General features: G+C 64.8%; 18 protein-coding genes and 1 tRNA gene. 2 read left to right on the top strand and 17 right to left on the bottom strand.

The window, feature by feature from the left end; translation table 11 throughout:
- Window positions 1–8: 8 nt before the first annotated feature.
- Complete coding sequence (dinB, locus tag ACXJL8_RS01135) at window positions 9–1,109, bottom strand: DNA polymerase IV (protein ID WP_456684497.1); 1,101 nt, start codon at window positions 1,107–1,109, stop codon at window positions 9–11.
- Window positions 1,110–1,323: 214 nt separating this feature from the next.
- On the opposite strand from dinB, the gene ACXJL8_RS01130 reads away from it, so the two are divergent.
- Window positions 1,324–1,533, top strand: coding sequence for a hypothetical protein (locus ACXJL8_RS01130; RefSeq protein ID WP_456618435.1), 210 nt, complete (start codon window positions 1,324–1,326; stop codon window positions 1,531–1,533).
- Window positions 1,534–1,631: 98 nt separating this feature from the next.
- Here the strand turns inward: ACXJL8_RS01130 and ACXJL8_RS01125 are convergent, their stop codons facing one another.
- The 14 genes from ACXJL8_RS01125 to ACXJL8_RS01060 all read right to left on the bottom strand — a co-directional run bounded on the left by ACXJL8_RS01125 (window position 1,632) and on the right by ACXJL8_RS01060 (window position 20,674).
- Complete coding sequence (locus tag ACXJL8_RS01125; RefSeq protein WP_456684496.1) at window positions 1,632–2,417, bottom strand: hypothetical protein; 786 nt, start codon at window positions 2,415–2,417, stop codon at window positions 1,632–1,634.
- A 429-nt stretch (window positions 2,418–2,846) separates the two neighbouring features.
- Window positions 2,847–2,923 (bottom strand) — tRNA-Arg (locus ACXJL8_RS01120).
- Between the two features lie 60 nt (window positions 2,924–2,983).
- A complete protein-coding gene (locus ACXJL8_RS01115) occupies window positions 2,984–4,033 on the bottom strand; it encodes a sensor domain-containing diguanylate cyclase (protein ID WP_456618433.1) in 1,050 nt (349 codons plus the stop codon).
- Between the two features lies 1 nt (window position 4,034).
- Window positions 4,035–7,145 carry a bifunctional diguanylate cyclase/phosphodiesterase gene (locus tag ACXJL8_RS01110; RefSeq protein WP_456684495.1) on the bottom strand — a complete coding sequence of 1,037 codons (3,111 nt, stop codon included), beginning with the start codon at window positions 7,143–7,145 and terminating at the stop codon, window positions 4,035–4,037.
- Between the two features lie 173 nt (window positions 7,146–7,318).
- A complete protein-coding gene (locus ACXJL8_RS01105) occupies window positions 7,319–8,404 on the bottom strand; it encodes a branched-chain amino acid ABC transporter permease (protein ID WP_456618431.1) in 1,086 nt (361 codons plus the stop codon).
- Complete coding sequence (locus tag ACXJL8_RS01100; RefSeq protein ID WP_456684494.1) at window positions 8,401–9,411, bottom strand: branched-chain amino acid ABC transporter permease; 1,011 nt, start codon at window positions 9,409–9,411, stop codon at window positions 8,401–8,403. The genes ACXJL8_RS01105 and ACXJL8_RS01100 overlap by 4 nt, the downstream gene beginning before the upstream one ends.
- Entirely contained in the window at window positions 9,408–10,130 is a 723-nt protein-coding gene (locus ACXJL8_RS01095) for a branched-chain amino acid ABC transporter ATP-binding protein (protein ID WP_456618429.1), read from the bottom strand. The genes ACXJL8_RS01100 and ACXJL8_RS01095 overlap by 4 nt, the downstream gene beginning before the upstream one ends.
- Window positions 10,127–10,906, bottom strand: coding sequence for an ABC transporter ATP-binding protein (locus ACXJL8_RS01090; protein WP_456618428.1), 780 nt, complete (start codon window positions 10,904–10,906; stop codon window positions 10,127–10,129). Before ACXJL8_RS01090 ends, ACXJL8_RS01095 begins: the two co-directional genes overlap by 4 nt.
- 170 nt (window positions 10,907–11,076) lie before the next feature.
- Window positions 11,077–12,261 (bottom strand): substrate-binding domain-containing protein, encoded by a 1,185-nt coding sequence (locus ACXJL8_RS01085; protein ID WP_456618427.1) that lies wholly within the window; start codon window positions 12,259–12,261, stop codon window positions 11,077–11,079.
- A gap of 105 nt (window positions 12,262–12,366) precedes the next feature.
- Window positions 12,367–14,415 carry an acyl CoA:acetate/3-ketoacid CoA transferase gene (locus ACXJL8_RS01080; protein WP_456618426.1) on the bottom strand — a complete coding sequence of 683 codons (2,049 nt, stop codon included), beginning with the start codon at window positions 14,413–14,415 and terminating at the stop codon, window positions 12,367–12,369.
- A gap of 123 nt (window positions 14,416–14,538) precedes the next feature.
- Window positions 14,539–15,849, bottom strand: a complete 1,311-nt coding sequence (locus tag ACXJL8_RS01075; RefSeq protein ID WP_456684493.1) for an MFS transporter — start codon at window positions 15,847–15,849, stop codon at window positions 14,539–14,541.
- A 195-nt stretch (window positions 15,850–16,044) separates the two neighbouring features.
- Entirely contained in the window at window positions 16,045–17,487 is a 1,443-nt protein-coding gene (locus tag ACXJL8_RS01070) for a sigma-54 interaction domain-containing protein (protein ID WP_456684492.1), read from the bottom strand.
- 254 nt (window positions 17,488–17,741) lie between these two features.
- Window positions 17,742–19,478, bottom strand: coding sequence for a putative bifunctional diguanylate cyclase/phosphodiesterase (locus tag ACXJL8_RS01065; protein WP_456684491.1), 1,737 nt, complete (start codon window positions 19,476–19,478; stop codon window positions 17,742–17,744).
- Between the two features lie 230 nt (window positions 19,479–19,708).
- Window positions 19,709–20,674, bottom strand: coding sequence for a sensor histidine kinase (locus ACXJL8_RS01060; RefSeq protein WP_456618422.1), 966 nt, complete (start codon window positions 20,672–20,674; stop codon window positions 19,709–19,711).
- 179 nt (window positions 20,675–20,853) lie between these two features.
- Between ACXJL8_RS01060 and ACXJL8_RS01055 the strand changes: the two genes are divergently transcribed.
- Window positions 20,854–21,696 (top strand): SDR family NAD(P)-dependent oxidoreductase, encoded by an 843-nt coding sequence (locus ACXJL8_RS01055; RefSeq protein ID WP_456618421.1) that lies wholly within the window; start codon window positions 20,854–20,856, stop codon window positions 21,694–21,696.
- 132 nt (window positions 21,697–21,828) lie between these two features.
- On the opposite strand, the gene ACXJL8_RS01050 is transcribed toward ACXJL8_RS01055, so the two are convergent.
- On the bottom strand, window positions 21,829–23,202 hold the full coding sequence (locus ACXJL8_RS01050) for a cytochrome P450 (protein WP_456618420.1): 1,374 nt from the start codon (window positions 23,200–23,202) through the stop codon (window positions 21,829–21,831).
- A gap of 142 nt (window positions 23,203–23,344) precedes the next feature.
- Complete coding sequence (locus tag ACXJL8_RS01045) at window positions 23,345–24,580, bottom strand: LLM class flavin-dependent oxidoreductase (protein WP_456684490.1); 1,236 nt, start codon at window positions 24,578–24,580, stop codon at window positions 23,345–23,347.
- Between the last annotated feature and the right edge of the window lie 216 nt (window positions 24,581–24,796).

Below are 24,796 nucleotides of genomic sequence, written 5' to 3'. Positions count from 1 at the left end.
AGTGTGGTTCAAATGCCGAAAGTCAGCTGCGGCTCCGCATCGTCCCCGTCCTGGAGGGACGATAGCGATACCCCCAGCAGCCTGACACGCTTGGGCAGCGGCATCTCGACTTCGAGCAGGCCACAGGCCAGCCGTTCCAGATCGTTCCGGCCTGCGACCGGCGCGGTGACGGACCTGCTGCGCGTGATGATCTCGAAGTCGGCKAATTTGATCTTCAAGGTGACGGTGCGGCCGCGGTTGCCGGTCGTCTCGCAATGGCGCCAGACCTTGTCGACGAGAGGCTTGAGCTCGGCGACCAGCGTGTCGAATTCGTCAAGGTCGGTCGAGAATGTGGTCTCCGCGCCGATCGACTTGCGGATCCGGTTGGCCCGCACCGGCCGCTCGTCGACGCCGCGTGAGATCCAATAATAATACGCGCCCGACTTGCCGAAATTCGCATTCATGAACTCCAGCGTCTGGTTGCGGATGTCGAGACCGGTGAACAGGCCGAGCGCATTCATCTTCGCACTGGTCGCCGGGCCGATCCCATGAAACTTGCCGACGGGCAGCGTCTCGACGAAGGCGGGCCCCATCTCCGGCGAGATCACGAACTGACCGTTGGGCTTGCGATGATCGGAGGCGAGTTTTGCCAGAAACTTGTTGTAGGAGATGCCTGCCGAAGCGTTGAGGCCCGTCTCGGCCTTGATTGTCTCGCGAATCCGCAGCGCGACGTCCCGCGCCAGCGGAATGCCTTGCAGGTTCTCCGTCACGTCGAGATAGGCCTCGTCGAGCGACAGCGGCTCGATGATCGGCGTGTGCTCGGCAAAGATGTCGCGGATCTGCCTGGAGATCGCCTTGTAGATCTCGAACCGCGGCTTGACGAAGATCAGATCAGGACATTGCCGCTTCGCGGTCACCGACGGCATCGCGGAGCGAACGCCGAACTGGCGAGCCTCATAGCTGGCGGCCGCGACGACGCCGCGTTCCGCGGAGCCTCCGACCGCGACCGGCTTTCCGCGCAGCTCCGGATTGTCGCGCTGCTCCACGGACGCATAGAAGGCATCCATGTCGATATGGATGATCTTGCGCACCGGCGAGGTCTCGCCAGTCACCGTGTCGGATTCGCTCATGGCAGGATGATACAATCGGGCGAAGCGAAGCGCGAGGTGATGGATGCTTTTTCGCGCCTTACGCAGCCCGGGCCCCGTTCGCCGGCCTGCTCAATGCGGCCATCTGGCGTTTGAATTGAGGCGTTCAGTCTCGACCAGGTTCAAAGAACAGTCTCAGGCTTGTGAGTGGCGAGCAAGAGCACGCGATCTAATATGAGCCCACGGAGGACAGCCAATGCAATACAGCTCCGAGCTCATTCAGACGATGCGTCAGGCACTGGAGACCGTGATGGCGAGCGTACCGGCCCATCAGTCGGTGTTCGGTCTGAAAGCGGCCGTGGCCGAATGCATCCTGAAGTCTGCCGCACACGGCCAGACGTCGTATGACGGGCTGGTGACCTCCGCCTCCGACCAGATCCAGGCGATCATCTCGATGCTGACGTGAGCGTCTCGCTTGATTTCCGGGGGAGCACCCTCCGGTTCAAGGTCTCACTGAATAGTCATTCGAAATGGCGGTGTCGCCGCCGGCGTAGAAGTCGCGATCTAGATGAGATACTGCGATAGCTCTTCGAACTCGATCGCCGTGAGGCGGCCACTGTTCGCGAGATCCTTTAGTCGTTGGGCGAATTGCGAGGAGGCCGCGATTCGCTCCTCTTGCCCTAACGTGTCGAACCATTCTGCCTCGTCGCCCTCGTAGAGCGGCATATCCGCGACGAGCGGCGTTTTGGCGAGGACATCATGGCTGCCGGCCGGCCGCACTTCGTAGTTATCCAGCCGTCGCCATGCCCCGACCCGGCGTTCGGCCCGAATGCGGAAATCTTCTCGCATCCTCGCCTTGAGCTCGTCCGCTGTATAGCTGCGCCAGCCCAGAGAGCGCATGATCTCTCTCATCCGCTGCGTATGCTCCGTCCTTTCGGTATCGGTCAGGGTGACCGGGTAATCGCCGAATTTGTAGTCAAGATAGTCCTCCCCCTTGTTGCGCAGGCACGCAATCATGTGGTGGAGGCTATCGAACGTGCCGATCTCGCGCGTACCGATGCGCATCCAATCAAGGTGCATGAGCATGCTGTGGGCAATGGCCACAAACTTGTCGTTCGCCAGCGCATCGACGAATGGACGGTATAAGGCGAGCTCACGTTCGAGGCGGTCGGAAGAATCGGCCATCGGCGGTTCGTATTTCAGGTCTTGCGAGACGGCGTCGCCGAAGACGACGTCGTCCGTGCGAATATCGACGTCTCCGATAATCCAGATCTTTTCGCCGCGGCCCTCGCGCCGCCACCAACCCATTCGGTTCTGGACGTTGCCTCGCGTGCCATCGGGCTGCAGCACATCCCGCGCGCGGATCGGGCGTAGGACCTCCCCGAAGCGATTCCAATGGACGACCGCAACTCCATGTCGCGTGCGGCACCCGTTCCTGTTCAGGTCGGTCACAACAGGCGCCCTCGTCTCGGGCGAATAGGAATACCAAGGCGCGTACTTCCGGTCATGTAGGGGACCGCCGACCCATCGCCAAACAAGCTTTGAATACCAGAGGCGCTCGCGCCACACCCGTAGTCTCCGCCAGGGACGTCGTATGACGTAGCGAAGCTGCTCAAGGGGTGTCAGTCTGAACTGTAGAAAGCGCGGATAAGGGTATCTGCGGCTCATGTCGCTTCCACGCTCTGGCGCCGAGGGTGCGGCATCGCTGTCAATTGCGCTGTAGGCGCGCCCGCGGGACGCTTGCGTGGCAGCCGCCACCACGACGAGCAAATCGTGAAATGGCGCACCCGACACGATTCGAACGTGTGACCTTTGCCTTCGGAGGGCAACGCTCTATCCAGCTGAGCTACGGGTGCTAGTCGAGGTTCATTTAGCCGATTGGCGGGGGGTGGGCAACCGCTTCTCGCCGGCCGTTTTCAGGCCGATTTGCGGGCGGCGCGGCCAGGAACCGGCTCCCGGCCGAGGCCTGCGAATTCGGCCAGCAGGCGTTCGGTGCAGATGACGCGGTTGCGACCGAGCCGTTTTGCCGCATAAAGCGCCTCGTCGGCCGCACCGAGCAGCCGATCGGGGCCGCCGTCGCTTTCGCCCGGGATGTGGCTGGTGACGCCGACGCTGAGGGTGACGTGATCACCGGCCCCGACGGCGCCATGGGGGACCCGCAAGGCCATGACGGCACAGCGGATCTCATCGGCGATGGCGCAGGCGTCGTCGCAATTCATGTCCGGCAGGATCAGCGCGAACTCCTCGCCGCCATAGCGGCTGGCGAGGTCGAGCGGGCGCATCGCATGGCGGCTGACGACGGCGGCAACCGCGCGCAGGCATTCGTCCCCGGTTTGATGGCCGTGCCGGTCGTTGAACAGCTTGAAATGATCGACATCGACGAACAGCAGCGCCAGGGGCTTCTGCGTGCGCCGGGCGCGGGCCCATTCCGTCATCAGCACCTGATCGAAGGAACGGCGGTTCGAGAGCCCGGTCAGTCCGTCCTTGGTGGCGAGCTCCTTGAGCGCCGTCTCGGCGCGCTTCTGGTCGGTGAGATCGCGCAGCGTCTCCACCACCGCGATCAGATTGCCGGCCTCGTCGTGGATCGGGCCGGCGTCGATGGCGAGATAGAGCTGGCTGCCGAGCTTCGGCATCACGCACCAGTTCTCTGCGCTGAAGCCGAGCCCGTTATGGCCGCGCGCCGCATATTCCGGATAGAACTCCGGAAGCCGTTCCGGCCGGTCGAGCGCGACCAGGTCGGCGAGGCAAGGCCGCCTGGTCTCGTAGAAGGCCTGCCAGTGTTTCGTGGTGCCGATCACCTCGGAGGCGGCGACGCCGGTCAGCCGCTCGCAGGCCCTGTTCCAGATCACGACGCGGCGCTTCGGGTCGATCACGAAGGTCGGGACGACCAGATGCTGCATCAGCCGCACCGCATAGGAGTCGGCGACGTCGATGGTTTTCGCTGAAGTTTTCCTCGGCTTCGCCATCTCAGGCCACCGCCGCCACCGGTACGGCGCCGCCCGGGCCGAACAGCTTGCGCACCTCGGCGGCCGGCTTCGCGGCGCTGAACAGATAGCCCTGCATCTCCGTGCAGCCGAGGGCGCGCAGCATCTCGCGCTGGGCCTCGGTCTCGACGCCCTCGGCGACCGTGGTCATGTTGCTGGCGGCCGCGATCTTCACCACGGCCTGCACGATGACGGGCGCGCCGCTCGCGTCGGCGATGTCGGCGACGAAGCAGCGGTCGATCTTGATCTTGTCGAACGGGAAGCGCTTCAGATAGCTCAGCGAGGAGTAGCCGGTGCCGAAATCGTCGAGCGCGATGCGCACGCCGATCGAGCGGAGCTGGTGCAGGATCGAGAGCGCCGCCTCGTCGTCGCGGATCAGCACGGCCTCGGTGATCTCGAGCTCGAGCCGCCGCGGGTCGAGGCCGGAATTGGCGAGCGCGCTTGCGATCTTCAGGGCCAGCGTGTCGCATTTGAGCTGCACCGGCGAGACGTTGACCGCGAGCCGCACATGCGCCGGCCAGGTCGCGGCCTCGTTGCAGGCGGTGCGGAGCACCCAGTCGCCGAGCTCGTTGATCAGGCCGGTATCCTCGGCGACCGGAATGAATTCGGCCGGCGACACCATGCCGCGCTCGGGATGCCGCCAGCGCAGCAGCGCCTCGCAGCCCGAGACCTCGCCGGAGTGCAGGTTGACCAGCGGCTGGTAGTGGATCTCGAAGCCGCCGTTCACCAGGGCCTGACGCAGGTCCTGCTCCATGGTGAGCCGCGCCTTGGCGCTCGCATCCATCGCCGGCACGAAGAAGCGATAGGTGCGGCGGCCCTCCGCCTTGGCGCCGTACATCGCGAGATCGGCGTTCTTGATGAGCTGATCGAGATCGGTGCCGTCCTGCGGCGCCAGCGCGATGCCGATGCTGGCATCGGTCGAGAGCTGGTGGCCGAGGCAGTGATAGGGGCGTCGGATCGCCTCGTGGATGCGGGTCACGAACGACAGCACGTCGGCCGACGATTCCACCTTGGTCTGGATCACGGCGAATTCGTCGCCGCCGAGCCGCGCGATCAGGTCGTCCTGCTTGAGGCAGCCCCGGATGCGGCCCGCGATCGCCTTCAACAGCTCGTCGCCGACATGATGGCCGAGCGAATCGTTGATGCCCTTGAACTCGTCGACGTCGATATAGAGCAGCGCGAACTGCTCGCCGCCGGCGACCTTCGCCAGTTCGCGTTCGATCTGTTCGCGGAACAGCGTGCGGTTCGGCAGGTCGGTCAGCGCATCGTAGTGCGCCATATGCGCGATCTTCTCGTGGGCGCGCCGCCGCTCGGTGACATCCTCGACGACGCTGATGAGGTAGCGCGGCTCGCCGGACTTGTCGCGAATGCCGATCCGGGTCGAGGTGATGTAGCGCGGTCCCTTGGTTTGGCTCGGCCAGGCGTGCTCGTCCATGAACAATCCCTCGGCCGCCTGCAGCGCCTTGCTGTCGTCGTCGGTGACGATCCTGGCGATGGCATCCGGATACATGTCGAAGGGAGTCTTGCCGACGATGATGTCACCGGGCTGGCCGAATTGCTCCTCGGCGGTCCGGTTGACCAGCAGATACTGCCGCGTCCGGGCATCCTTCACCGTGATCTGCGAGGGGATGTGATCGATGATCTCGCGCAGGAACATGTGGTTGCGGTCGCGTTCCTGCTCCAGATTGCGCCGCTCGGTGATTTCCTCGATCGTGGCGACCCATCCGCCCTGCGCCAGCGGGGTGTTGATGACCTGGAAGGCGCGGCCATTGGGCAGTTCATGGATCCTGGTGGAGACCTTGCCTTCGGCGACGACCCGCATCACATCGGTGCAAAACGCCTCGACGTCGCCGCCGAACGCGCCACGTTCCTTGCGATGATACATCGCCTCGCGGATGTGGCAGCCGGGCTTGATGACGTCGTGGGACAGGCCGAACATCTCGGCGTAGCGGCGGTTGCAGGTGACGATAAATCCGGCGGCGTCGTACAGGATCAGTCCTTGCGACATGTTGTTCAGGGCGGTGTCGAGCCGCTGCCGCTCCGCTTCGATCCGCTCCTGGGCTTCCCGGCTCTGCCGGCCGATCTGGCGGATGATCAGGAAGAGGATCAACGCGATCACGATCGCCGAAAGCGTTGCCGTGGTGAGCATGAAGCCGGTCTGCTGGCGCCAGTCGGCCAGCGCGGCACTCGTGGTGTTGGTCGCGACGATGACCAGTGGGAAATGCGAGAGCGAGGCCGCCGAGCCGAGGCGGTCTTCGCCGTCGATCGGACCCTTGACGCGCAGCGTGTGCCGGCCGCCCTCGGCCAGCATCTTGCGCATCAGCGGCGCGTCCTTGAAATTCCTGCCGATCAGCTCCTCGACATGCGGGTAGCGCGCCAGCATCTTGCCTTCGCGATCGAACAGCGAAATGGCCGCGCCTTCGGCGAGCGCCACGGACGCGAAATAGTGCTGATAGCTGTCGGGATCGATCCGGCGCACCATGACGCCGAGGAACGTGCCGTCCGGCATGTTCAGCCGGCGCGCGACGATGGTCGTCCATTTCCCGATGATGTAGCTGCGCACGGATTCCAGCAGGACCGGCTCGGCGCGCGGATTCGATTTGAAGGTCTGGAAATAGTCCCGGGACGAAATGTTGATCTTGGGCAGCGGCTGGGCGCGCGACCAGTTGATGATGTCGCCGTCCGCGTCGTAGATCACGATGTCGCCGAGATGGGACACCGCGCTGATCTTGCCCCTCAGCATCCGGTTCGCGTCGGATCCCGACATGCGCTCGCGGAACATTGCCGGCGAGGTGATCTCCGGCAGGTTCATCTGCCCGATCAGGTCGGCGGCGACGACGTCGGAATCCTCGAACTGCTGGTCGAAATGGCGTGCGATCAGCTGCACGGTATTTTCCAGCTCGCGCTCGCGGTTGGTCAGTGTGCGCTCGCGAAATTCGCCGATGGCCATCGCGGTCACGGTGAAGATGCCGGCGACGAGCAGCGCGCCGCACAGGGTCAGCCACAGCACGGGGCCTGGCCGCGCCGCAGMCTCCCAGCCGTTCTTCACGGCTAGGGACATTCCGGTTGCGATCCTGGAAAAGACCTGGCGCATTCCCCCTCCCTGGGGGAACATGAATACAACGCACAAATGGCGCAAACCTTAGGAAAACCAGTTACCTAAGGATTAATCCGGTTGCACGGCCGGCCCCGCGTCCGCAGTGCGGGAATCGCTCTGCGGTTGCGCGGCATCCGCATCAAGCGCGGCGCTGCATCATGAATCGCCGCTTAATGCGAGGCTCCCGCGCTCTTCTCTCCACGGCCAGCGCGCAGCCGTCCGACCACCCCGGTCGGGAAGAAGTAGACGCTGGCGATGAAGAGCAGCCCGAGCCACAGCAGCCAGCGGTCGGGATGCAGCAGCCCCAGCAGCAGCGGCAGGCCGGCCTCGGCGGCTGCCTTGGAGGCGACGCCCATCAGCGACTGGAGATAGTTCTGGGCGAGGATGAAGATCGTGGCGCCGATGATCGCGCCATAGATCGTGCCCATGCCGCCGATCACCACCATCAGCAGGATGTCGAGCATGATCGAGAAGCTGAGCGAGGTGTCGGGCCCGGCATAGCGCAGCCACAGCGCGTTGAGGATGCCGGCACCGGCGGCGACCAGTGCGGCGAGGCAGTTGGCATAGGTCAGGTGGAAGACGGTGCGGAAGCCGAGCGCTTCGGCGCGAAAACGATTCTCGCGGATCGCCTGCAGCACGCGGCCGAACGGCGAGTTCACCACCCGCAACAGGGCGAGGATCATCAGGGCCGAGACCGCGAACACCAGGTAGTAGGTCAGGGTCCGGCCGTTGATCTCGAAGCCGAGGAGATTTTTGGAGATCAGCACCGTACCAGGCCTGAGCAGCTCCGGCAGTTGAAAGCTGCGTCCGTCCTCGCCGCCGGTCAGCCAGGAGAGCTGCGAGGCCAGCACCTGGAAGGCGGAGGCGACCGCCAGCGTGATCATGGCGAAAAAGATCGCGGCGACCCGCAGCGAGAACAGGCCGATGGCGAGCGCGAGCAGGGCGGCGAGCGGCAGGCCGACGACGATGCCGGTCGCCACCGCGGCCCAATTCGGGCCCATCCCGTACAGCGCGATCGCGATGGCGTAGCTGCCAATGCCGTAGAACATGGTGTGGGCGAACGACACCGAGCCGGTATAGCCGAGCAGCAGGTCGTAGGACGCGACCAGCGCGGCAAAGACGCAGATCTTGGCCGCGACGTTCAGCGCCTTGGCGCCGGGGAACAGGAACGGCGTCGCCGCCAGCGCCAGGATGATGACGACGAGAACGAGCGTGAGCACGCGGCTCTTCGGCGGATCGCCTGACAGGATCATCATCGGCTGGTCACCGCGTAGAGGCCGCGCGGACGCCACATCAGGATGGCGACCATCAGCAGGATGTTGGAGACGAGGGCGAGCTTCGGCACCAGGAAGCCGCCGTAATTGGCGACCATCGCCACCAAAATCGCGCCGATGAAGCAGCCGCCGATCGACCCAAGGCCGCCGATGATGACGACGATGAAGATCAGCACGGTGAGGTCGTCGCTCATGGAGGCGTGGACCTGCTCGCGATAGAGCGCCCACATCACGCCGCCGAGGCCGGCGAGCGCCGATCCCRTCATGAACACGCCGAGGAATAGGCGGCGGATGCGATAGCCGAGCGCCTCGACCATCTCGCGGTTCTCGACCCCGGCGCGGATCAGCAGGCCGAGCTTGGTGCGGTTGAGCACGAGCTGGATCGCGACGAACACGGAGAGCCCGATCAGCGTCGCCAGCACGCGGTATTTGGCGATCGCGACGTCGCCGAGGATGAAGGAGCCGCGCAGTGAGGTCGGCAGCGGCATCGGGATGATCTGTGGTCCCCACAAGGCATAGAGCGTCTGCTCCGCGACGATCAGGCCGCCGGTCGTCATCAGGATCTGCTTCAGATGCTGGCCGTAGACCGGGAGGATCAGCACGCGCTCGACGACCAGGCCGAGCGCGCCGGACACCGCCATCGACAGCAGCGCGGCCGGCGCCAGCACCGCCAGGTTCACCCACAGCGAGTCTGCCTGCACGGAGGCCGCGAACGGCGCCAGCACCAGGGTCGCGACATAGGCGCCGACCGCGATGAAGGCGCCATGGCCGAAATTGAGCACGTCCATCAGGCCGAACACCAGCGTCAACCCCGAGGCCATGATGAAGATCATCATGCCCATCGCGAGGCTCGCGGCCGTCAGCGTCAGCCAGGTGCTGGGCGAGCCGATCAGCGGGATCATTGCGAGCGCCAGCGCGATCGGCAGCAGGATCGGCGCGATGTCGCGCTTCGGCTTCGGCAGCGGATCGGTTGCAGCCAGCTCAGTCATTGATGCGCCTCCAGGCTCAGGCCCAACAGCCGCTCCTGGAGCGGCACGTCGGTGGCCAGCGCCGCCATCTCGCCGCGATGGACGATGGTGCCGTTGTCCATGACCAGCACGTTGTCGCCGAGCTCGCGGGCGGCAAAGAAATTCTGCTCGACGAGGAGAATGGTGGCGCCCTTGCGCTTGATCTCCTTCAGGCACTCGATCAGCGCCATGACGATCGCGGGCGCCAGCCCCTTGGTCGGCTCGTCGATCAAGAGCAGCTTGCGCGGCTCGATGATCGCGCGCGCGATCGACAGCATCTGCTTCTGTCCGCCGGAGAGGCTTCCCGCGCGCGACAGCCAGAACCGGCGCAGCGCCGGGAAGAAGCCGAAGATCCAGTCGAGCTGGGTGTCGTCGAGCGGCCCGTCGCGCGCCGCCAGCACCAAATTCTCCTTCACCGTGAGGTCGGAGAACACCGCCATGCTCTCCGGCACGTAGCCGACGCCGAGCCGCGCGATGTCGGGCGTGGCGCGGCTCTCGATGCGCTCGCCGGCCAGCACGATCTCGCCGCGGGACGCCTGCCAGAGGCCCATGATGGTGCGCAGCGTCGTGGTCTTGCCGGCGCCGTTGCGGCCGAGCAGCATCGTGGTCTGTCCCTGCGGGACCGCGAGATCGATGCCCTGGAGGATGTGATAGCGGCCGATATGGGTGTGCACGCCGGAGAGTTTCAGCAGATCGGTCATGCCGCGCCCTCCGATGCAGCTTTCCTGGGCGCCACGCCGAGATAGGCTTCCTGCACGATCGGGGACGCGATCACCTCGGCCGGCGGACCATCGGCAACAAGCTGGCCGTTATGCAGCACGATGATGCGGTCGGCGAGCGAGCGCACCACGTCCATCTTGTGCTCGACCAGGAGGATGATCTTGCTGCTGTCCTGCTTGAGCTGCGCGATCAGGTTCAGCACCACCGGCACCTCGTCGATGCTCATCCCGGCGGTCGGCTCGTCGAACATGAACACTTTCGGCTCCAGCGCGATCATCAGCGCGACCTCGAGCTTGCGCTGGTCGCCATGCGACAGTGCGGTCGCAGTGACGCCGCGCCGATTGCCGAGCGCGACCTGGTCGAGGATGGCGTCGGCGCGGGCGATCAGGTCGCGGCGCATCATCCAGGGTCGCAGCATGTCGTAATGGGTGCCGTTCGCCGCCTGCACCGCGAGACGGACGTTTTCCTCCACCGTGAGGTTCGGAAACAGGTTGGTCAACTGGAACGCGCGGCCAAGGCCGGCGCGGGTGCGCAAGGGCGCGGAGCGATGCGTGATGTCGGCGCCGTCGAACAGGATGCTGCCGCTCGAGGCGCGCAACTGGCCCGAGATCAGGTTGAAATAGGTGGTCTTGCCGGCGCCGTTCGGCCCGACGATGGCGGTGAGCTCGCCGGGGCGAAAGCTGCAAGTGACGTTGTTGACCGCGACATGGCCGCCGAAGCGGATGGTGAGGTCGCGGGTCTCGAGGGTCAGCGTCATAAGCAGTCCGGCGAATGATGGGGTGGGAACGTATCCGCGATCACACTGCGCTCCCTCCCCCGCTTGCGGGGGAGGGTTGGGGAGAGGGTGCTTCCGCGGGCGAGAACCCCCAAGAGGAAAGAGCCCCCACCCGGCCTCCCGCGCAAGCGGGGGAGGTGAAGGAAGAACGATCAGCGCTTGTTCTTAACCGGGACGTTCATGTCCTCGATCTTCAGCTCGCGCACCGGCTCGAGCACGGCCCAGGCGACGTTCGGATCGACCTTGACCTTGAAGTGATACATGCTCTGGAGCGCCTGATGGTCCTCTTTCCGGAACATCATCTTGCCCTTCGGCGTGTCGAACTCCAGGCCTTCCATCGCGGTGATCAGCTTCTCGGTGTCGGTCGACTTCGCCTTGGTCACGGCGGCGACGACCGACATCGCGGCGGCAAAGCCGCCGGCGGTGAAGAAGTCCGGCGGCGCGTTGAAGCGCTTCTGGTGCTCGGCGACCAGCCAGTCGTTCACCGGGTTCTTCGGGATGTCGTAGTAGTAATAGGTCGCGCCTTCCATGCCGGGCAGGCCCTTATAGGCGGCGAGTGCCGGCAGGATGTTGCCGCCGGTGGAGAGCTCGATGCCGTAGCGCTTCGGATCCATGTCCTGGAGCTTGGCCAGCGGATTGCCGGCGCCGGCCCAGATCACCCAGATCACCTTGCGGCCGGGCTTGTCCTTCAGCGCATCGAACAGGCGCTGGCCGACCGCGGTGAAGTCGGTGGTCGAGGTCGGCGCGTATTCCTCGGCGGCGAGCGTCGCGCCGGTCTTGGCGAGTGCTTCCTTGAAGGCGGCGACGCCGTCGCGGCCGAAGGCGTAGTCCTGCGCCAGGGTCGCCACGGTGACGCCCTGCTTGCCGATCGCGACCGCGTTGGAGATCGCGTCCTGCGATGAGTTGCGCGCCGTGCGGAAGATGTAGCGATTCCACTTCTCGCCGGTAATCTGGTCCGCGACCGCCGGCTCGACGATCAGGATCTTCTTGTTCTCCTCGGCGACGGGCAGGATCGCCAGCGCCGCGGCCGACGAGGTCGTGCCGATCGCGATGTCGGCCTTGTCGTCCTGATAGGCTTCCGCGAGCGCGGCCTTGGAGAGGTCTGGCTTGCCCTGGTCGTCCTTGGTGATGATGACGATCTTGCGCCCGTCGAGCGTCATGGTGCCCTTGGTGGCGTATTCAAAACCCATTTGCAGGCCGGTCTCGGTCTGCTTGGCGTAGGCCTCGAGCGGGCCGGTCTTGCCGTAGATCAGCGCGACCTTGAGGTCGTCGGCCTGTGCGGAGGTGCCCGCGGCGAGGGCGAGGATGGTTGTTGTTATGATGAGTGATCGACGCACGATGGTCCCTCCTGATTCAAAGTTTCTCGGTAACAGCGATTTGCACAACGCTACGAACATTGCAATTACACCTTCCGGCCGAGCACGCCGGCTTGCGAGCGTGCATCATTTTTGGGCCTGCCGCGGGGCTCCGCCGGATGCGGCAGGGACGCCAACTCCTTCGACCTGCCGCCAGTCCGACTGCGCCTCGTCCGCGCTCTCGAAAATATGCGGCGCTACGCCGCGCTTCTCCAGCGCTTCACCGAGCTTGATGCGCAGGAAGCCGGAGGTGGTGTAGCGCGAGACGCCCGAATAGAAGCGGTCGACCAGGCTGCGTACCATGGCCGAATAATCGTCCATCAGCTCCGGCAGGATGGAAAAATTGTCATAATTGACGATGGCGTAGACCCGGCGGCCGAGCGGCGCCAGCCTCGCCTCGACGATGGCCGCGATCGTGTCGATCTCGGCCTTGCTGCGCAACGGATAGCGCTCCAGGTTGATGAAAAACAGGTTCTGCTGCTCGTCCAGCGTGAAGCGCTGGTCGAGCGGGATGGTGAGCAGCCGCTCGCGCAGATCCATGGGTCCTTCGCGGAAGATGCGGTCGTCCATGACAGCTGGATCGCGCGGGATCAGCGGCTTGAAAGCCATCAGGCGCAAAATGTCGCGCTCGATGTCGATGCCCGGGGCGACTTCCGTGAGCTCGAGCCCGTCCGGCTTGAGCTCGAACACACAGCGCTCGGTGACATACAGCGCGCGTTGCCGCCGCGCGGCGGCAAACGAGCCGCTGAAGGTGACATGCTCGATGCCATCGACGAATTTTGGTGATTTCGCCTCGTCGAGGATGACAAGCCGGCCGTCGCTCACCGCGATGCGCTGCCTGCCTGCACCGAACGTGCCGACGAAGACGACCTCCTTGGCATTCTGGCTAATGTTGATGAAGCCGCCGGCACCGGCGAGCTTCGGCCCGAACTTGCTGACATTGAGGTTGCCGGCGCGATCGACCTGGGCGAGCCCGAGGAAGGCGGCATCCAGGCCGCCGCCGTCGTAGAAGTCGAACTGATAGGGCTGGTCGATCACCGCCTGCGTGTTGATCGCCGCGCCGAAATCGATGCCGCTCGCCGGGATGCCGCCGATCACGCCAGCCTCTGTCGTCAGCGTGATGAGGTCGATGATCCGCTCTTCATTGGCGACGGAGGCGATCCCCTCGGGCATGCCAATGCCGAGATTGACCACGCTGTTGGCTTTCAGCTCGAAGGCGGCGCGGCGCGCGATAATCTTGCGTTCGCTGATCGGCATGACCGGCAACGAGGCGGCGCGGACCCGGATCTCGCTGGAGAAGGCCGGATTGTATTGCGTGCCGAATGTCTGCCAATGATGCTCCGGCTTCGCCACGACGACGCAATCGACGAGGATGCCGGGAATCTTGACCTGGCGCGGATTGAGGCTGCCGCCCTCGGCCACGCGTTCGACCTGGGCAATGACGATGCCGCCGGAATTATGTGCCGCCATGGCGATGGCGAGCGCCTCGAGCGTCAGCGCCTCCCTTTCCATGGTGAGGTTGCCGTCGGGATCGCCGGTGGAGCCGCGAATGATCCCGACATTGATCGGGAAGGTTTTGTAGAGCAGGCACTCTTCACCGCGAAGCGTGATCAGTTCCACCATGTCCTCGGTGGTGCGGGCATTCAGCTTGCCGCCGCCGTGCCTGGGGTCGACGAACGTCCCCATGCCGACGCGGGTGATGTGGCCCGGCCGGTGTGCGGCGATGTCGCGGAACAGGTGCGTGATCACGCCCTGCGGCAGATTATAGGCCTCGATCTGATTTGCGATCGCGAGCTGCTGCAATTTCGGAGCAAGTCCCCAGTGCCCGCCGATGACGCGCCGAACCAGGCCTTCATGGGCGAAATGGTTGACGCCGCGATGCTTGCCGTCGCCCTGGCCGGCGGCATAGACCAGCGTCAGATTGCGCGGCTTGCCTTGCGTGTAGGGCGCGTCACCCTCGTTGGAGAGATAGAGCTCCTCCAGCGCCACTGCGATCTCCTCGGCAAAGCCGATGCCGACGAAGCCGCCGGTGGCGACGGTGTCGCCGTCGCGGATCAGCATGACGGCTTCCGCCGCGGTGACGACTTTGCCCTTCTCGGCGTTGCGCAGGTAGGGCAAGGCAGGATGCTGGCTCATGGCATTCCCTCCCATGTCTGTTGCGGACCGCATGCCCGTTCTTCTCGCTTGGCCTTATTCGTATCGCGCGGAGCGGCTGGCGACCAGCCGCTCCAGCGTCGCGGGGTGTCGCGCTCAGCCCATTCAGGGTTGAGCGATTTTGCGGGTTTCGGTGGCGAAATAGACCGAGACGATGGTGATGATCGCCAGCGCGATCATGTAGAGCGAGATCGGCCAGGTTGCAGGCGCGTACGCCGTCATCAGGCCCGTCGCGATCAGCGGCGACAGCGCGCCGGCGAAGATCGAGGCGAGGTTGTAGCCGAGCGAGACGCCGCTGTAGCGCACCTTGGTGCCGAACAGCTCCGACAGGAAGCTCGCCTGCGGGCCGTACATCGCGGCGTGGCCGACGGCGAGGCCGAGCACGATCGCGATCCAGGCGTATTGCGGATTCTTCGTCGCCAGCAGCATGAACAGCGGGAACGACATCAGCGCCGAGAACACCGCGCCGAAGATGTAGACCGGCCGCCGCCCGACCCGGTCGGAGAGCGCGCCGAAGGCGGGAATGGTGAAGGTCTCGATCGCCGCGCCGATCAGCACGCCGTTAAGCATGTCCTGCTTGTTCATGCCGAGCGATTGCGTCGCATAAGCGAGCACGAAGGTGGCGTAGATGTAGAAGAAGCCGTTCTCGRCAAAGCGCGCGCCCATCGCGAGCAGGATGTTCTTGGGATACATGCGGATCGCCTCGACGATCGGCATCTTCACATCCTGCTTGGTGTCCTTGACCTTCTGGAACTCCGGCGATTCCGCGATGGTGAAGCGGATCCAAAGGCCCACCAGCACCAGCGCGATCGAGAACAGGAACGGGATGCGCCAGCCCCAGGAAAGAAGCTGTGCGTCGGTCAGCATCGCGGACACCACCGAGAACACCAGCGTGCCGAGCACGAGGCCGAGCGGCGCCCCGAGTTGCGGCCAGCTGCCGTAAAAACCTTTCTTGTCCGCAGGCGCATGCTCGACCGCCATCAGCACCGCGCCGCCCCATTCGCCGCCGAGACCAAAGCCCTGGATCAGCCGGCAGGTCACCAGCAGGACCGCGGCCCAGATGCCGGCGGTCTCGTAGGTCGGCAGGAAGCCGATCGCCGCGGTCGCCGCGCCCATGATCAGCAGGGTCAGATAGAGCATGGTCTTGCGGCCGATCTTGTCGCCGTAGTGACCGAACACGACGCCGCCGAGCGGACGCGCGATGAAGCCGAGCGCGTAGGTCGCGAACGCCAGCAGCGTTCCCATCATGGGGTCGAAGGTCGGGAAGAACAGCTTGTTGAAGATCAGCGCCGCGGCGGTGCCGTAGAGGAAGAAGTCGTACCACTCGATGGCCGTGCCGATCAGGCTCGCGGTGGCGACCGTCACGTGCGACGGCTGTCTCGCCTGAAGCTGATGGACCGAGATCGCTTCACTCATCTTGCGTCCTCCCTGGTTGCGAATGCGCATGTGCAGCATGCGTCATTGTGCAAAGCGAAGAGCAAGCTCCGCGCCAGATGCCACAGGTTTGCGCAAAATGGCTGAAAACCCAGCAGTTTCCGCGCGAGCTTCGGGACAAAGCGGCCAGGCCGTGTGTCAGGAATCCGAGACTCCGGACACGCGATGTCTCGCAACTCAGACGGATGCGGCTCCCGAGGCGAGGCCGAACTTGGCGAGCTTCTTGTAGAAGGTCGCGCGCGAGATCTGGAGCATCTTGGCCGCTTCCGAGATCTGGCCGTTGCTGGCAGCGAGCGCCTGTTCGAGCGTGTGCTTCTCGAACTCGGCCTCGGCTTCGGCATAGGGCAGCACGAGGCCGGCCGGCCGCGATGGTGCCGTGGGCACCGTCTCCGCGCCAACGGGGAGAATGCGATCGAAGTCGTCGCTGGTGAGGCGTCCCGAATCGCTCAGGATCAGCGCGCGTTCCAGGATGTTGCGCAGTTCGCGGACATTGCCGGGCCAGCCATAGTGCGCAAGCGCAGCCAGGCCGCTCGGCGTGATCCTGGCATTGAGGTAGTCACCGGATGCGCTGATGTCTTCGAGCAGCCGTCCACAGATCTCGGGCAGGTCGTCCAGGCAGTGGCGCAGGGGCGGCAGCACGATCGAGAGCACGTTGAGCCGGTAGTAGAGATCCGCCCGGAATGTCCCTTCGCTGACCCGCTTGTGCAGGTCGACATTGGTGGCCGCAATCACCCGCACGTCGACCCTGGTGACCTTGTCGGAGCCGAGCGGCTCGATCTCGCGCTCCTGGAGCACGCGCAGCAGCTTGGCCTGCAATTGCAGCGGCATCTCGCCGATCTCGTCGAGAAACAGCGTGCCGCCGTCGGCGATCCGGAATTTTCCCTCGCGGCCCTTGCGATCGGCACCGGTATAGGCGCCCGGCGCGGTGCCGAAGAATTCCGATTCGATCAGCGTGTCCGGGATCGCCGCGACGTTGACGCTGACGAACGGCTTTTCGGCGCGGGCGGACGCGTTGTGGATCGCCTGCGCCAGCATTTCCTTGCCGGTGCCGGTCTCCCCGGTGAGCAGAACGGTGACGCTCTGGCGCGCGGCGCGCGCTGCAAGCTCCTTGGCCTGTGCGATGCCTGCGGTTGCACCGACATAGTCGTCGAACGTGAACCGGGCGGCGCGTGCATGTGACAATTGCCGCCGCGCCAGCCGCAAATCGTTTTCGAGCTGGGCGACGCGACCGAGCAGTGGCTTCAAGCCCTCGAGGCGGTCGTAGAGCACGAAGCCGATCGCGCCGATGATATTCCCCCTCTCGTCCTCGATCGGCATGCGGGTCACGACGAGCTGCTCGCCGCCGAGCTCCATGATGTCGAGGATGATCGGTTCTCCCGTTTCCACGACCCYTCGCATCAGGCTGTTGGGGATGACCTCCTCGATCGGGCGGCCGAGCGCCTCGGATTCATGCGAGAGGCCCATCGCGGTGACGTATTTCTCGTTGACATAGACCACGCGTCCGCTGCGATCGATTGCGATGGCGCCTTCGCACAGATGCTCCAGCCGCTCGAACAGCGTCTCCATGGCGCGTGCGCGGATATAGGCTGGATCGCTGACGACGGAAGAGGGACCGGACATGGCGTGCCTCGCGGGAAGCCCGCCTGTTTATTACCAAAAGGGCAGTAATTTCAAAGGGCGAAAACGGTGCTGGCTCCGAAGTTGCCGTCGTCCCGGCGAAGGCCGGGACCCATACCGCGTGATCTTTCTATGAACCCCGGTGGCTGTACCGGGGGACTGGTGCCCTAACTGCTAGCCTTCATCAAACTCCTCCCTGTGGTTATGGGTCCCGGCCTTCGCCGGGACGACACAGAGATTGTGGAGCTGCTGTCGCCCTACCGCCGATACCCGCTCGCCCGCGAATAGCCCTGGCGGTTCTGCTGCATCGGGCGGCTGGTGACGCTGGCACGGGACTCGCTGGAGGCGGGCGTCGCCAGCTTCAGCTCCTCCAGGAAGATCGGACGGGAGAAATAATAGCCCTGCGCGTAGCGGATCTTGGTTGCGGCCTGGAGATAGGCGAGCTCCTCGTAGGATTCGACGCCCTCGGCGATGACGGTCATGCCGAGCGCCTCGCTCAGGGATTCGATCGCGCGCAGGATGCCCTGGTTGCGCGGACGCTTGTGGATGTCGGAGATGAAGGAGCGGTCGATCTTGATCTCGTCGGCGGTGATGTCGGCGAGCGCCGAGAGCGAGGAATAGCCGGTGCCGAAATCGTCGATCGAGATGCCGACGCCGAGCTTGCGGAACATCGGCAGGATCTCGGCCTGGAAGTGATTCTTGGCGACGAAGGCCTCCTCCGTCAGCTCGATCATGAAGCGTTGGGGAAAGCCGGTCTGGTCCAGCGCCTGCGCGAAGCTGCGCATGAATTCGGGATTGCCGGCCTGCCTGGCGGCGACGTTGATGCTGATGATCGCTTCGGCGCCAAAAGTGTCGTTGATCAGGTCGATCGATTTGACGATCTCGGCGAGCACCAGATGGGTCAGCTCGTCGATCAGCCCGAGCTCGCCGGCCAGGTTGATGAACGAGCCGGGCGCCTGGATGACGCCCTCGTCGTCGCGCAGCCGCACCAGGGCCTCGATGCCCTTCACGGCCTGCGTCCTGATGTCGACCTTGGACTGGAAGGCGCAGCAGAAGCGCTTCTCCAGGATGGCGAGCCGCAGCGATTGCTCGATCTTCATCCGCGCCAGCGCCTCGCGCTCCATGCCGGAATCGAAGAAGGCCGCCGAGCCCTTGCCGTTGTTCTTGATGCGGTACATCGCGATGTCGGCGTTCTGGCGCAGGGTCTCGAAGCTGCGTCCGTGATCGGGATAGAGGCTGACGCCGACGGAGGTGGAGGCGAAGACCTCCGAATTGTCGATGAAGAAGGGCGCGGTCAGCCGCTCCAGCGTCGCTTGCAYGAATTCGGCGACTTCCTCCTGGCTCTGGATCGGCGACAGCAGCAGCAGGAATTCGTCGCCGGAGATCCGCGACAGCATGTCGGAGTCGCGCAGGTCCCGCCCGAGCCGCTTCGACAGCTCGACCAGCAGCGCATCGCCGACCGTATGGCCGTAATAGTCGTTGATGTGCTTGAAATTGTCGACGTCGAGAAAGGCGAGCGCGAAGCGTTCGCCGGCGCCATCGCGCGCCAGCAGGCCGTTGGCGCGATGTTCGATCACGCGCCGCGAAGGCAGCCCGGTCAGCTCGTCGAAATAGGCCGAGCGGAACAGCTGGTCCTCGAAATTCTTCTGCTCGGTGATGTCGGAGGAGGCCGAGATCAGGAGCTCGCGTCCGGCGAGCTGGACCGGACGATGGGTGGTGAGCAGCACCTGGCGTGCAGCTCCGTCATGGAGCGCTTCCTCGGTGACGACGGCCTCACCGGCGCTCAGCGCCCGGCGGCAGGCCTCCCGGCGTTGCGTGAGATTCGGTGATGGACGGCTGCCATCCATGCCGAGCTGGGTCGCCGCGGCATCGTTAACCAGAAGGAGCTCGCCGCCTGCGTCCTGCACGGTCACGCCGGCCGGAAGCATTCTAACGATTTCCTTGAGAAATCCCAGTTCGGCCTCAGTCGCGCCGGAGTATTTACTGTCGTTCATAGAAGTCATGAATCTTGTTGTTTCAGCGCGCCTTTGCAATGAGCGCGATCTTGCGCGGTTCCCTCTTAGGTTTGGTTAAGGGGTCGGGAGAAATACGGGGGTGTTTCGGGAGAAACTTGCGACGTTGTGGCGCGGGCAGTCGATCGTCATTAACAGGCGGTCAACGGCGCTTGCGAAAGTGCCGGCGAAGCGCGCGATCCGCTTTCGTTTGCAGCGTGGCTATGCGCCAATCATTCGCTTCTCGGGATGCGGCATTGCATGATGCAATGAAGCCCGGTCTTCAAGTAAGAGATCTCGGTCTTGCCGTCGAAGGCCGACAGCGCCGACTTCAGCAGCTTGGTGCCGAAGCCGGCTTCGGACACCTTGTCGATGCTCGGTCCCTCGGTTTCGTCCCAGGTGACGGCCAGGCGGTCGTCGCTGACGGTCCATGACACCTGCAGCAATCCGCGCGGTGCGGAGAACGCGCCGTATTTGCCTGCGTTGGTGGCGAGCTCGTGAAACATCAGTGACAGCGTGACCGCGAGCTTCGGCGGCAGGAACAGCCGGTCGCCGTTGAGGGTGAAGCGGACATGGCCGTAAGGGCCGAGCTCCGAGATCAGGAGGTCGCGGATGTCGCAACCGGCCTTGTCGATCCGCGAAATCAGGTCGTCGGTCGCGGCCAGCGACCGCAGCCGCGGATCGATCCGGCTCCAGACCTGCGGCTCGTCGTGCAGCACCTGATGCAGCACGGCGTGCACCGTCGACAGCTTGTTCTTCAGCCGGTGCTGGAGCTCGTCGACCAGGAGCTTGCGATAGTCTTCTTCCTCGATCAGGCGCTTGGCGATCCGGCGCTGCTCCACCAGCATCGTGCGATAATGCTCGACGCCCCAGATGGTGAGCGCGCAGACCACCCAATAGAGCGCCAGCAGGGCAAATCGCGTGTGATCGGCAAACGTGTCGCCGAAATTCAGGACGACGCCGAGCACGCCGCCGACCAGCGCGGTCACGACGCCGATGCGGAAGCCGCCGAACGCCGCCGCAAAGAATACGGCCGGGAAGTACGGCGTGAAGTAGACGTCCGGCCGCAACTGCGCGAGGCCCCAACGCGCCACCGTCGCGACCAGCAGGCAGGCCGCCGCGAAGGCGATGCTCAGGCCGAGCGATGGCGGTGCCATGCCCTGCCAGCCCTTGCGGAATTCGTCGATCAGCTTCCCCATGCGCCGCCCGGTGGTTGCGATCCGCGGTCCAAAATCGAGCTGTCGGCGCGAATGTTACGCATATCGGCTGCGCAAGCATAGCTTGCCTTGTCCGGAGCAGGCAGGGATAGTGAGCTCTGCGGCAAAGGCAGGTGCCCGCTGGCTGGCATCAAATAATGGTTTGAAAACAGGGACGCTCCATGGGCAGGCTGGACGGCAAGGTTGCGGTGATTACGGGCGCGACGAGCGGGATCGGATTGCGTACCGCGGAAGTCTTCGTTGCCGAAGGTGCCAAAATTGTGATCGCGGGCCGGCGCATACCGGAAGGCGAGGCGCTGGCGAAGCAGCTCGGCGCCAATTGCACTTTCCGCCAGACGGATGTGACGGTCGAACAACAGATGCAGGCGCTGATCGCGCTCGCGGTCGAGAAGTTCGGCCGGATCGACTGCCTGTTCAACAATGCCGGCGGTCCGGCGCAGACCGGCGGCATCGAGGGCCTCGAGGTCGAGCGGTTCGACGCCGCGATGGCGACGCTGGTGCGCAGCGTCATGCTCGGCATGAAGCACGCCGCGCCCTACATGAAGAAGCAGGGTTCTGGCAGCATCATCAACAATGGCAGCGTCGCCGGCCGTCTCGCCGGCTTCTCGTCCTCGATGGTCTATGGCGCGGCCAAGGCCGCGGTGATCCATCTCACCAAATGCGCGGCCATGGAGCTCGGCGAGGCCAATGTGCGCGTCAACTCGATCTCGCCCGGTGCGATCGCGACCGGCATTTTCGGCAAGGCGCTGGGATTGACGACGGAGGCTGCGGAAAAGACCCCGGCGGTGATGCGCGAGATCTACAAGTCCGCGCAGCCGATCCCGCGCGCCGGCCTCCCAGACGACATCGCGCACGCCGCCGTGTTTCTGGCGAGCGACGAATCCAGCTTCATCAACGGCCATGATCTCGTCATCGACGGCGCCATGACCGGCGGCCGCAACTGGAGCCAGCAGCAGCAGGGCTACGTGGCGCTGCGCAAGGCATTCGATCAGGGGGCCGGATAGGTCTCGTGCCCCGGACGCAGCGCAGCGCTTCTTCAGCGGTGCGCTGCAGAGCCGGGGCCCATCTTGCTACCGAACGCATATCGACATTCTGGGTCCCGGCTCGCGCTTCGCGCGTCCGGGACACGAGAAATATCACACCGCCTTCATCACCACCCGCAGCCCATCCCGCGGCTTCGGGATCGGCCACATCTGCCAGTCCGGCTTGTAGCCCGGCTCCAGCGACACCTCGACGTTCTGAAGGAAGTGACGCGCGAAGCATTTGGCCTGCATGTAGGCGAAGTGCAGGCCGAGGCACATATGCGCGCCGCCGCCGAACGGCACCCAGGCGAAGCGGTGACGGTTGCGCTGCGCCTCCTCGGTGAAGCGAGAGGGATCGAAGCGATCCGGCTCCGGCCAGATGTCCTTCATGTGATGGGTGTAGAGCGGATTGACGCCGACCGCGGTGCCGCCGGGAATCGTAAATCCCTTGAAGCTGAAATCGCGCATGGCGCGGCGCGGCATCGAGGGCACCGGCGGCCTGATCCGCAGCGCTTCCTTGAAGGCCATCTCCGACAGCGGCATCTTTTCGAGGTCATCGAAGCTGGTCGGCGCGTCGGCGGCCAGCCCGAGCGCCAAAACCTCGTCGCGCAGCTTCTTCTGCCAATCGGGATGCGCGGCGAGTTCGCCGATGAAGGAGGTCAGCGACGAGGTCAGCGTGTCATGCGCCGCCATCATCAGGAAGCTCATGTGGTCGATGATGTCCTGCTCGGACAACAGCGCGCCGTCCTCATGGGTGGCGCGGCAGAGCTGCGAGAACAGATCGTCGCCGCCGTGATTGCCGCGCCGGAGCGGGATCTGCTCGCGGAAATAGGCGACGATGCGTTTGCGGCCCTTCACGCCGCGCGCCATCTGCGTGCCGGGCAGGGGACGGCGGATCGGGGCGACGGCGGCCGCGACCATGTCGACGAAGGCGCGGTTGATCTCGTCGACCTCGGGACCGATATCGGTGCCGAGGAAGGACGCCGCGGCCAGATCGAGCGTGAGCTGCTTCATAGCCGGATAAAGCTGCATCACACCCGGCTTCGCCTTCCACTGCGCGACGCGGCGCGCGATGCCGCGATCGAGATCACCGAGATAGGACTTCATCGGCCCGGACTTGAACGCGACCGACAGCGCCTTGCGATGCAGCCGGTGCTCCTCGAAGTCGAGCAGCATCAGACCGCGCGGAAACAGCAGGCCGAGCACCTTGTTCCAGCCATGCGTCGACGAGAACAGTTTCTGCTGGTCGAACAGCACGAGCTCGTTGGCCTCGGGTCCGAGCAGCACGACGTTGGTTTCGCCGAAGAAATGCGTGCGGTAGACCGGGCCGTATTTGGCGCCGTTCGCCTCGATATGCCCCTTCGGGTCGGCCAGCACCTGAAAGGTCTTGCCGATGATCGGCCAGCCTTCGTCGCCGGGGATGTGCGTCAGCTCGTTCCATCTTGGCGCGGTGAACGGAAGCGCAGGGGCGACATTCTGCATCGACATCACGATTGCTCCGGCAGGCTGACCGTATGAGCATAGCACATTTGGGCGCGCTGACGCTGCGGTCGTCGTGCGCACAAAATCGTCACACACACCGTCGTCGTCCCGGTCTTCGCCGGGACGACGATTGAGACAGTTTCGCGGCCTACCGCTTCGCCGCTTCCTTCTGCAAATCCGGGGCGTTGACGGCGGGAATCGCGACGCGGCCGGGGCCGGTCACCTTCAGCGCCTCGGCGGCCTTCTCGTTCTCCATGATCTTGGCCATCACGGCCTGGCCCGCGCGCTCGAAGATCGCGCGGTTCTCGATCACGAATTTTTGCGACTTGCGCAAGCCGTCGATATRGCCGTTGATCTCCGGCACCACGTAGCGCGCGACCATGTCCCAGCTCCGGCGCGTGGCTTCCGGATTGGCCCAGTCGTGTACGAAGCCGATCACGGCGCCGACGCCGCCGGACACCTGCATCACGTTCTTGATGGTTTTGACGAGATCGTCGGGCGTGCCGATGGTGGACGCCGCGCCTTCGACGAAGGCGGTCTTGTCCACGGCCTCGTCGGGCGAGGCGAATGCGGTCAGTCCCGGCCGCTGCAGCGTGCCGACATTATATTCGTTGTGCCAGCGCATCAGCCCGGCGCCGGCTTCCTTGCGGGCCTGCTCGCGGGTCTCGGCGATGTGCCAGGTCAAGAGCACGCGCCAGTCGGCGCGGTTGACCGTGGTGCCGTGCTTCCTGGCGGCGTCCTCGGCGAACTGCCATTGCTGCTGCAGCGACATCAGGCCCTGCGTCGTCATCGAGCCCAGCGAGATGATGCCGATGCCGTATTTCCCGGCGAGCGTCATGCCGGAGGGCGAGATCTGCGAGGCCACCACGAACGGCATCTCCTCCTGCAACGGCAGGATCTGGAGCGCGGCGTCGTTCATGGTGAACCAGTCGCTTTTCGCGGTGACGCGCTCGCCGTTGAAGAGGCGGCGGATGACGCCGATCGCCTCGTCCTGCCGGTCGCGCTGGGTCATCGGGTCGATGCCGAGCGTGTGCGCGTCGGAAGCGAGTGCGCCGGGGCCGGAGCCGAAGATGGCGCGGCCGCCGGTCATGTGGTCGAGCTGCACCATGCGCTGGGCGACGTTGTAGGGATGGTGATAGGGCAGCGACACCACGCCGGTGCCGAGCTTGATCCGCTTGGTGCGCTCGCCGGCCGCCGCCAGAAACATCTCGGGCGAGGCAATCATTTCCCAGCCCGAGGAGTGATGCTCGCCGCACCAGAACTCGTCATAGCCGAGGCTATCCAACTGCTCGACCAGGTCGAGATCGCGCCGGAACTGAAGCATCGGATGCTCCCCGATCGGGTGATGCGGGGCAAGGAAGGCTCCGAATTTCAGGCGCGCCATGGCGTTGTCTCCGGCTGGATTTTTTTGGTTGTTGGAGCCGCGAAGCTACGTGCTGGGACAAGCGAACGCAATCGCACGATGTCCCGCGCGGCGGAATGCAGCTATGTGCTGATGAGGCGACGCTGCCTCTTCTCCCTCTCCCCGCTTGCGGGGAGAGGGTCGGGGTGAGGGTTGCGGGGAGAGGGTCGGGGTGAGGGGGAGTCTCCGCGGGGACGG

Source organism: Bradyrhizobium sp. P5_C11_2 (genome assembly GCF_054049755.1).
Note: the sequence above shows the minus strand (reverse complement) of the source record. Positions and strands in the feature narration are given on the sequence as shown.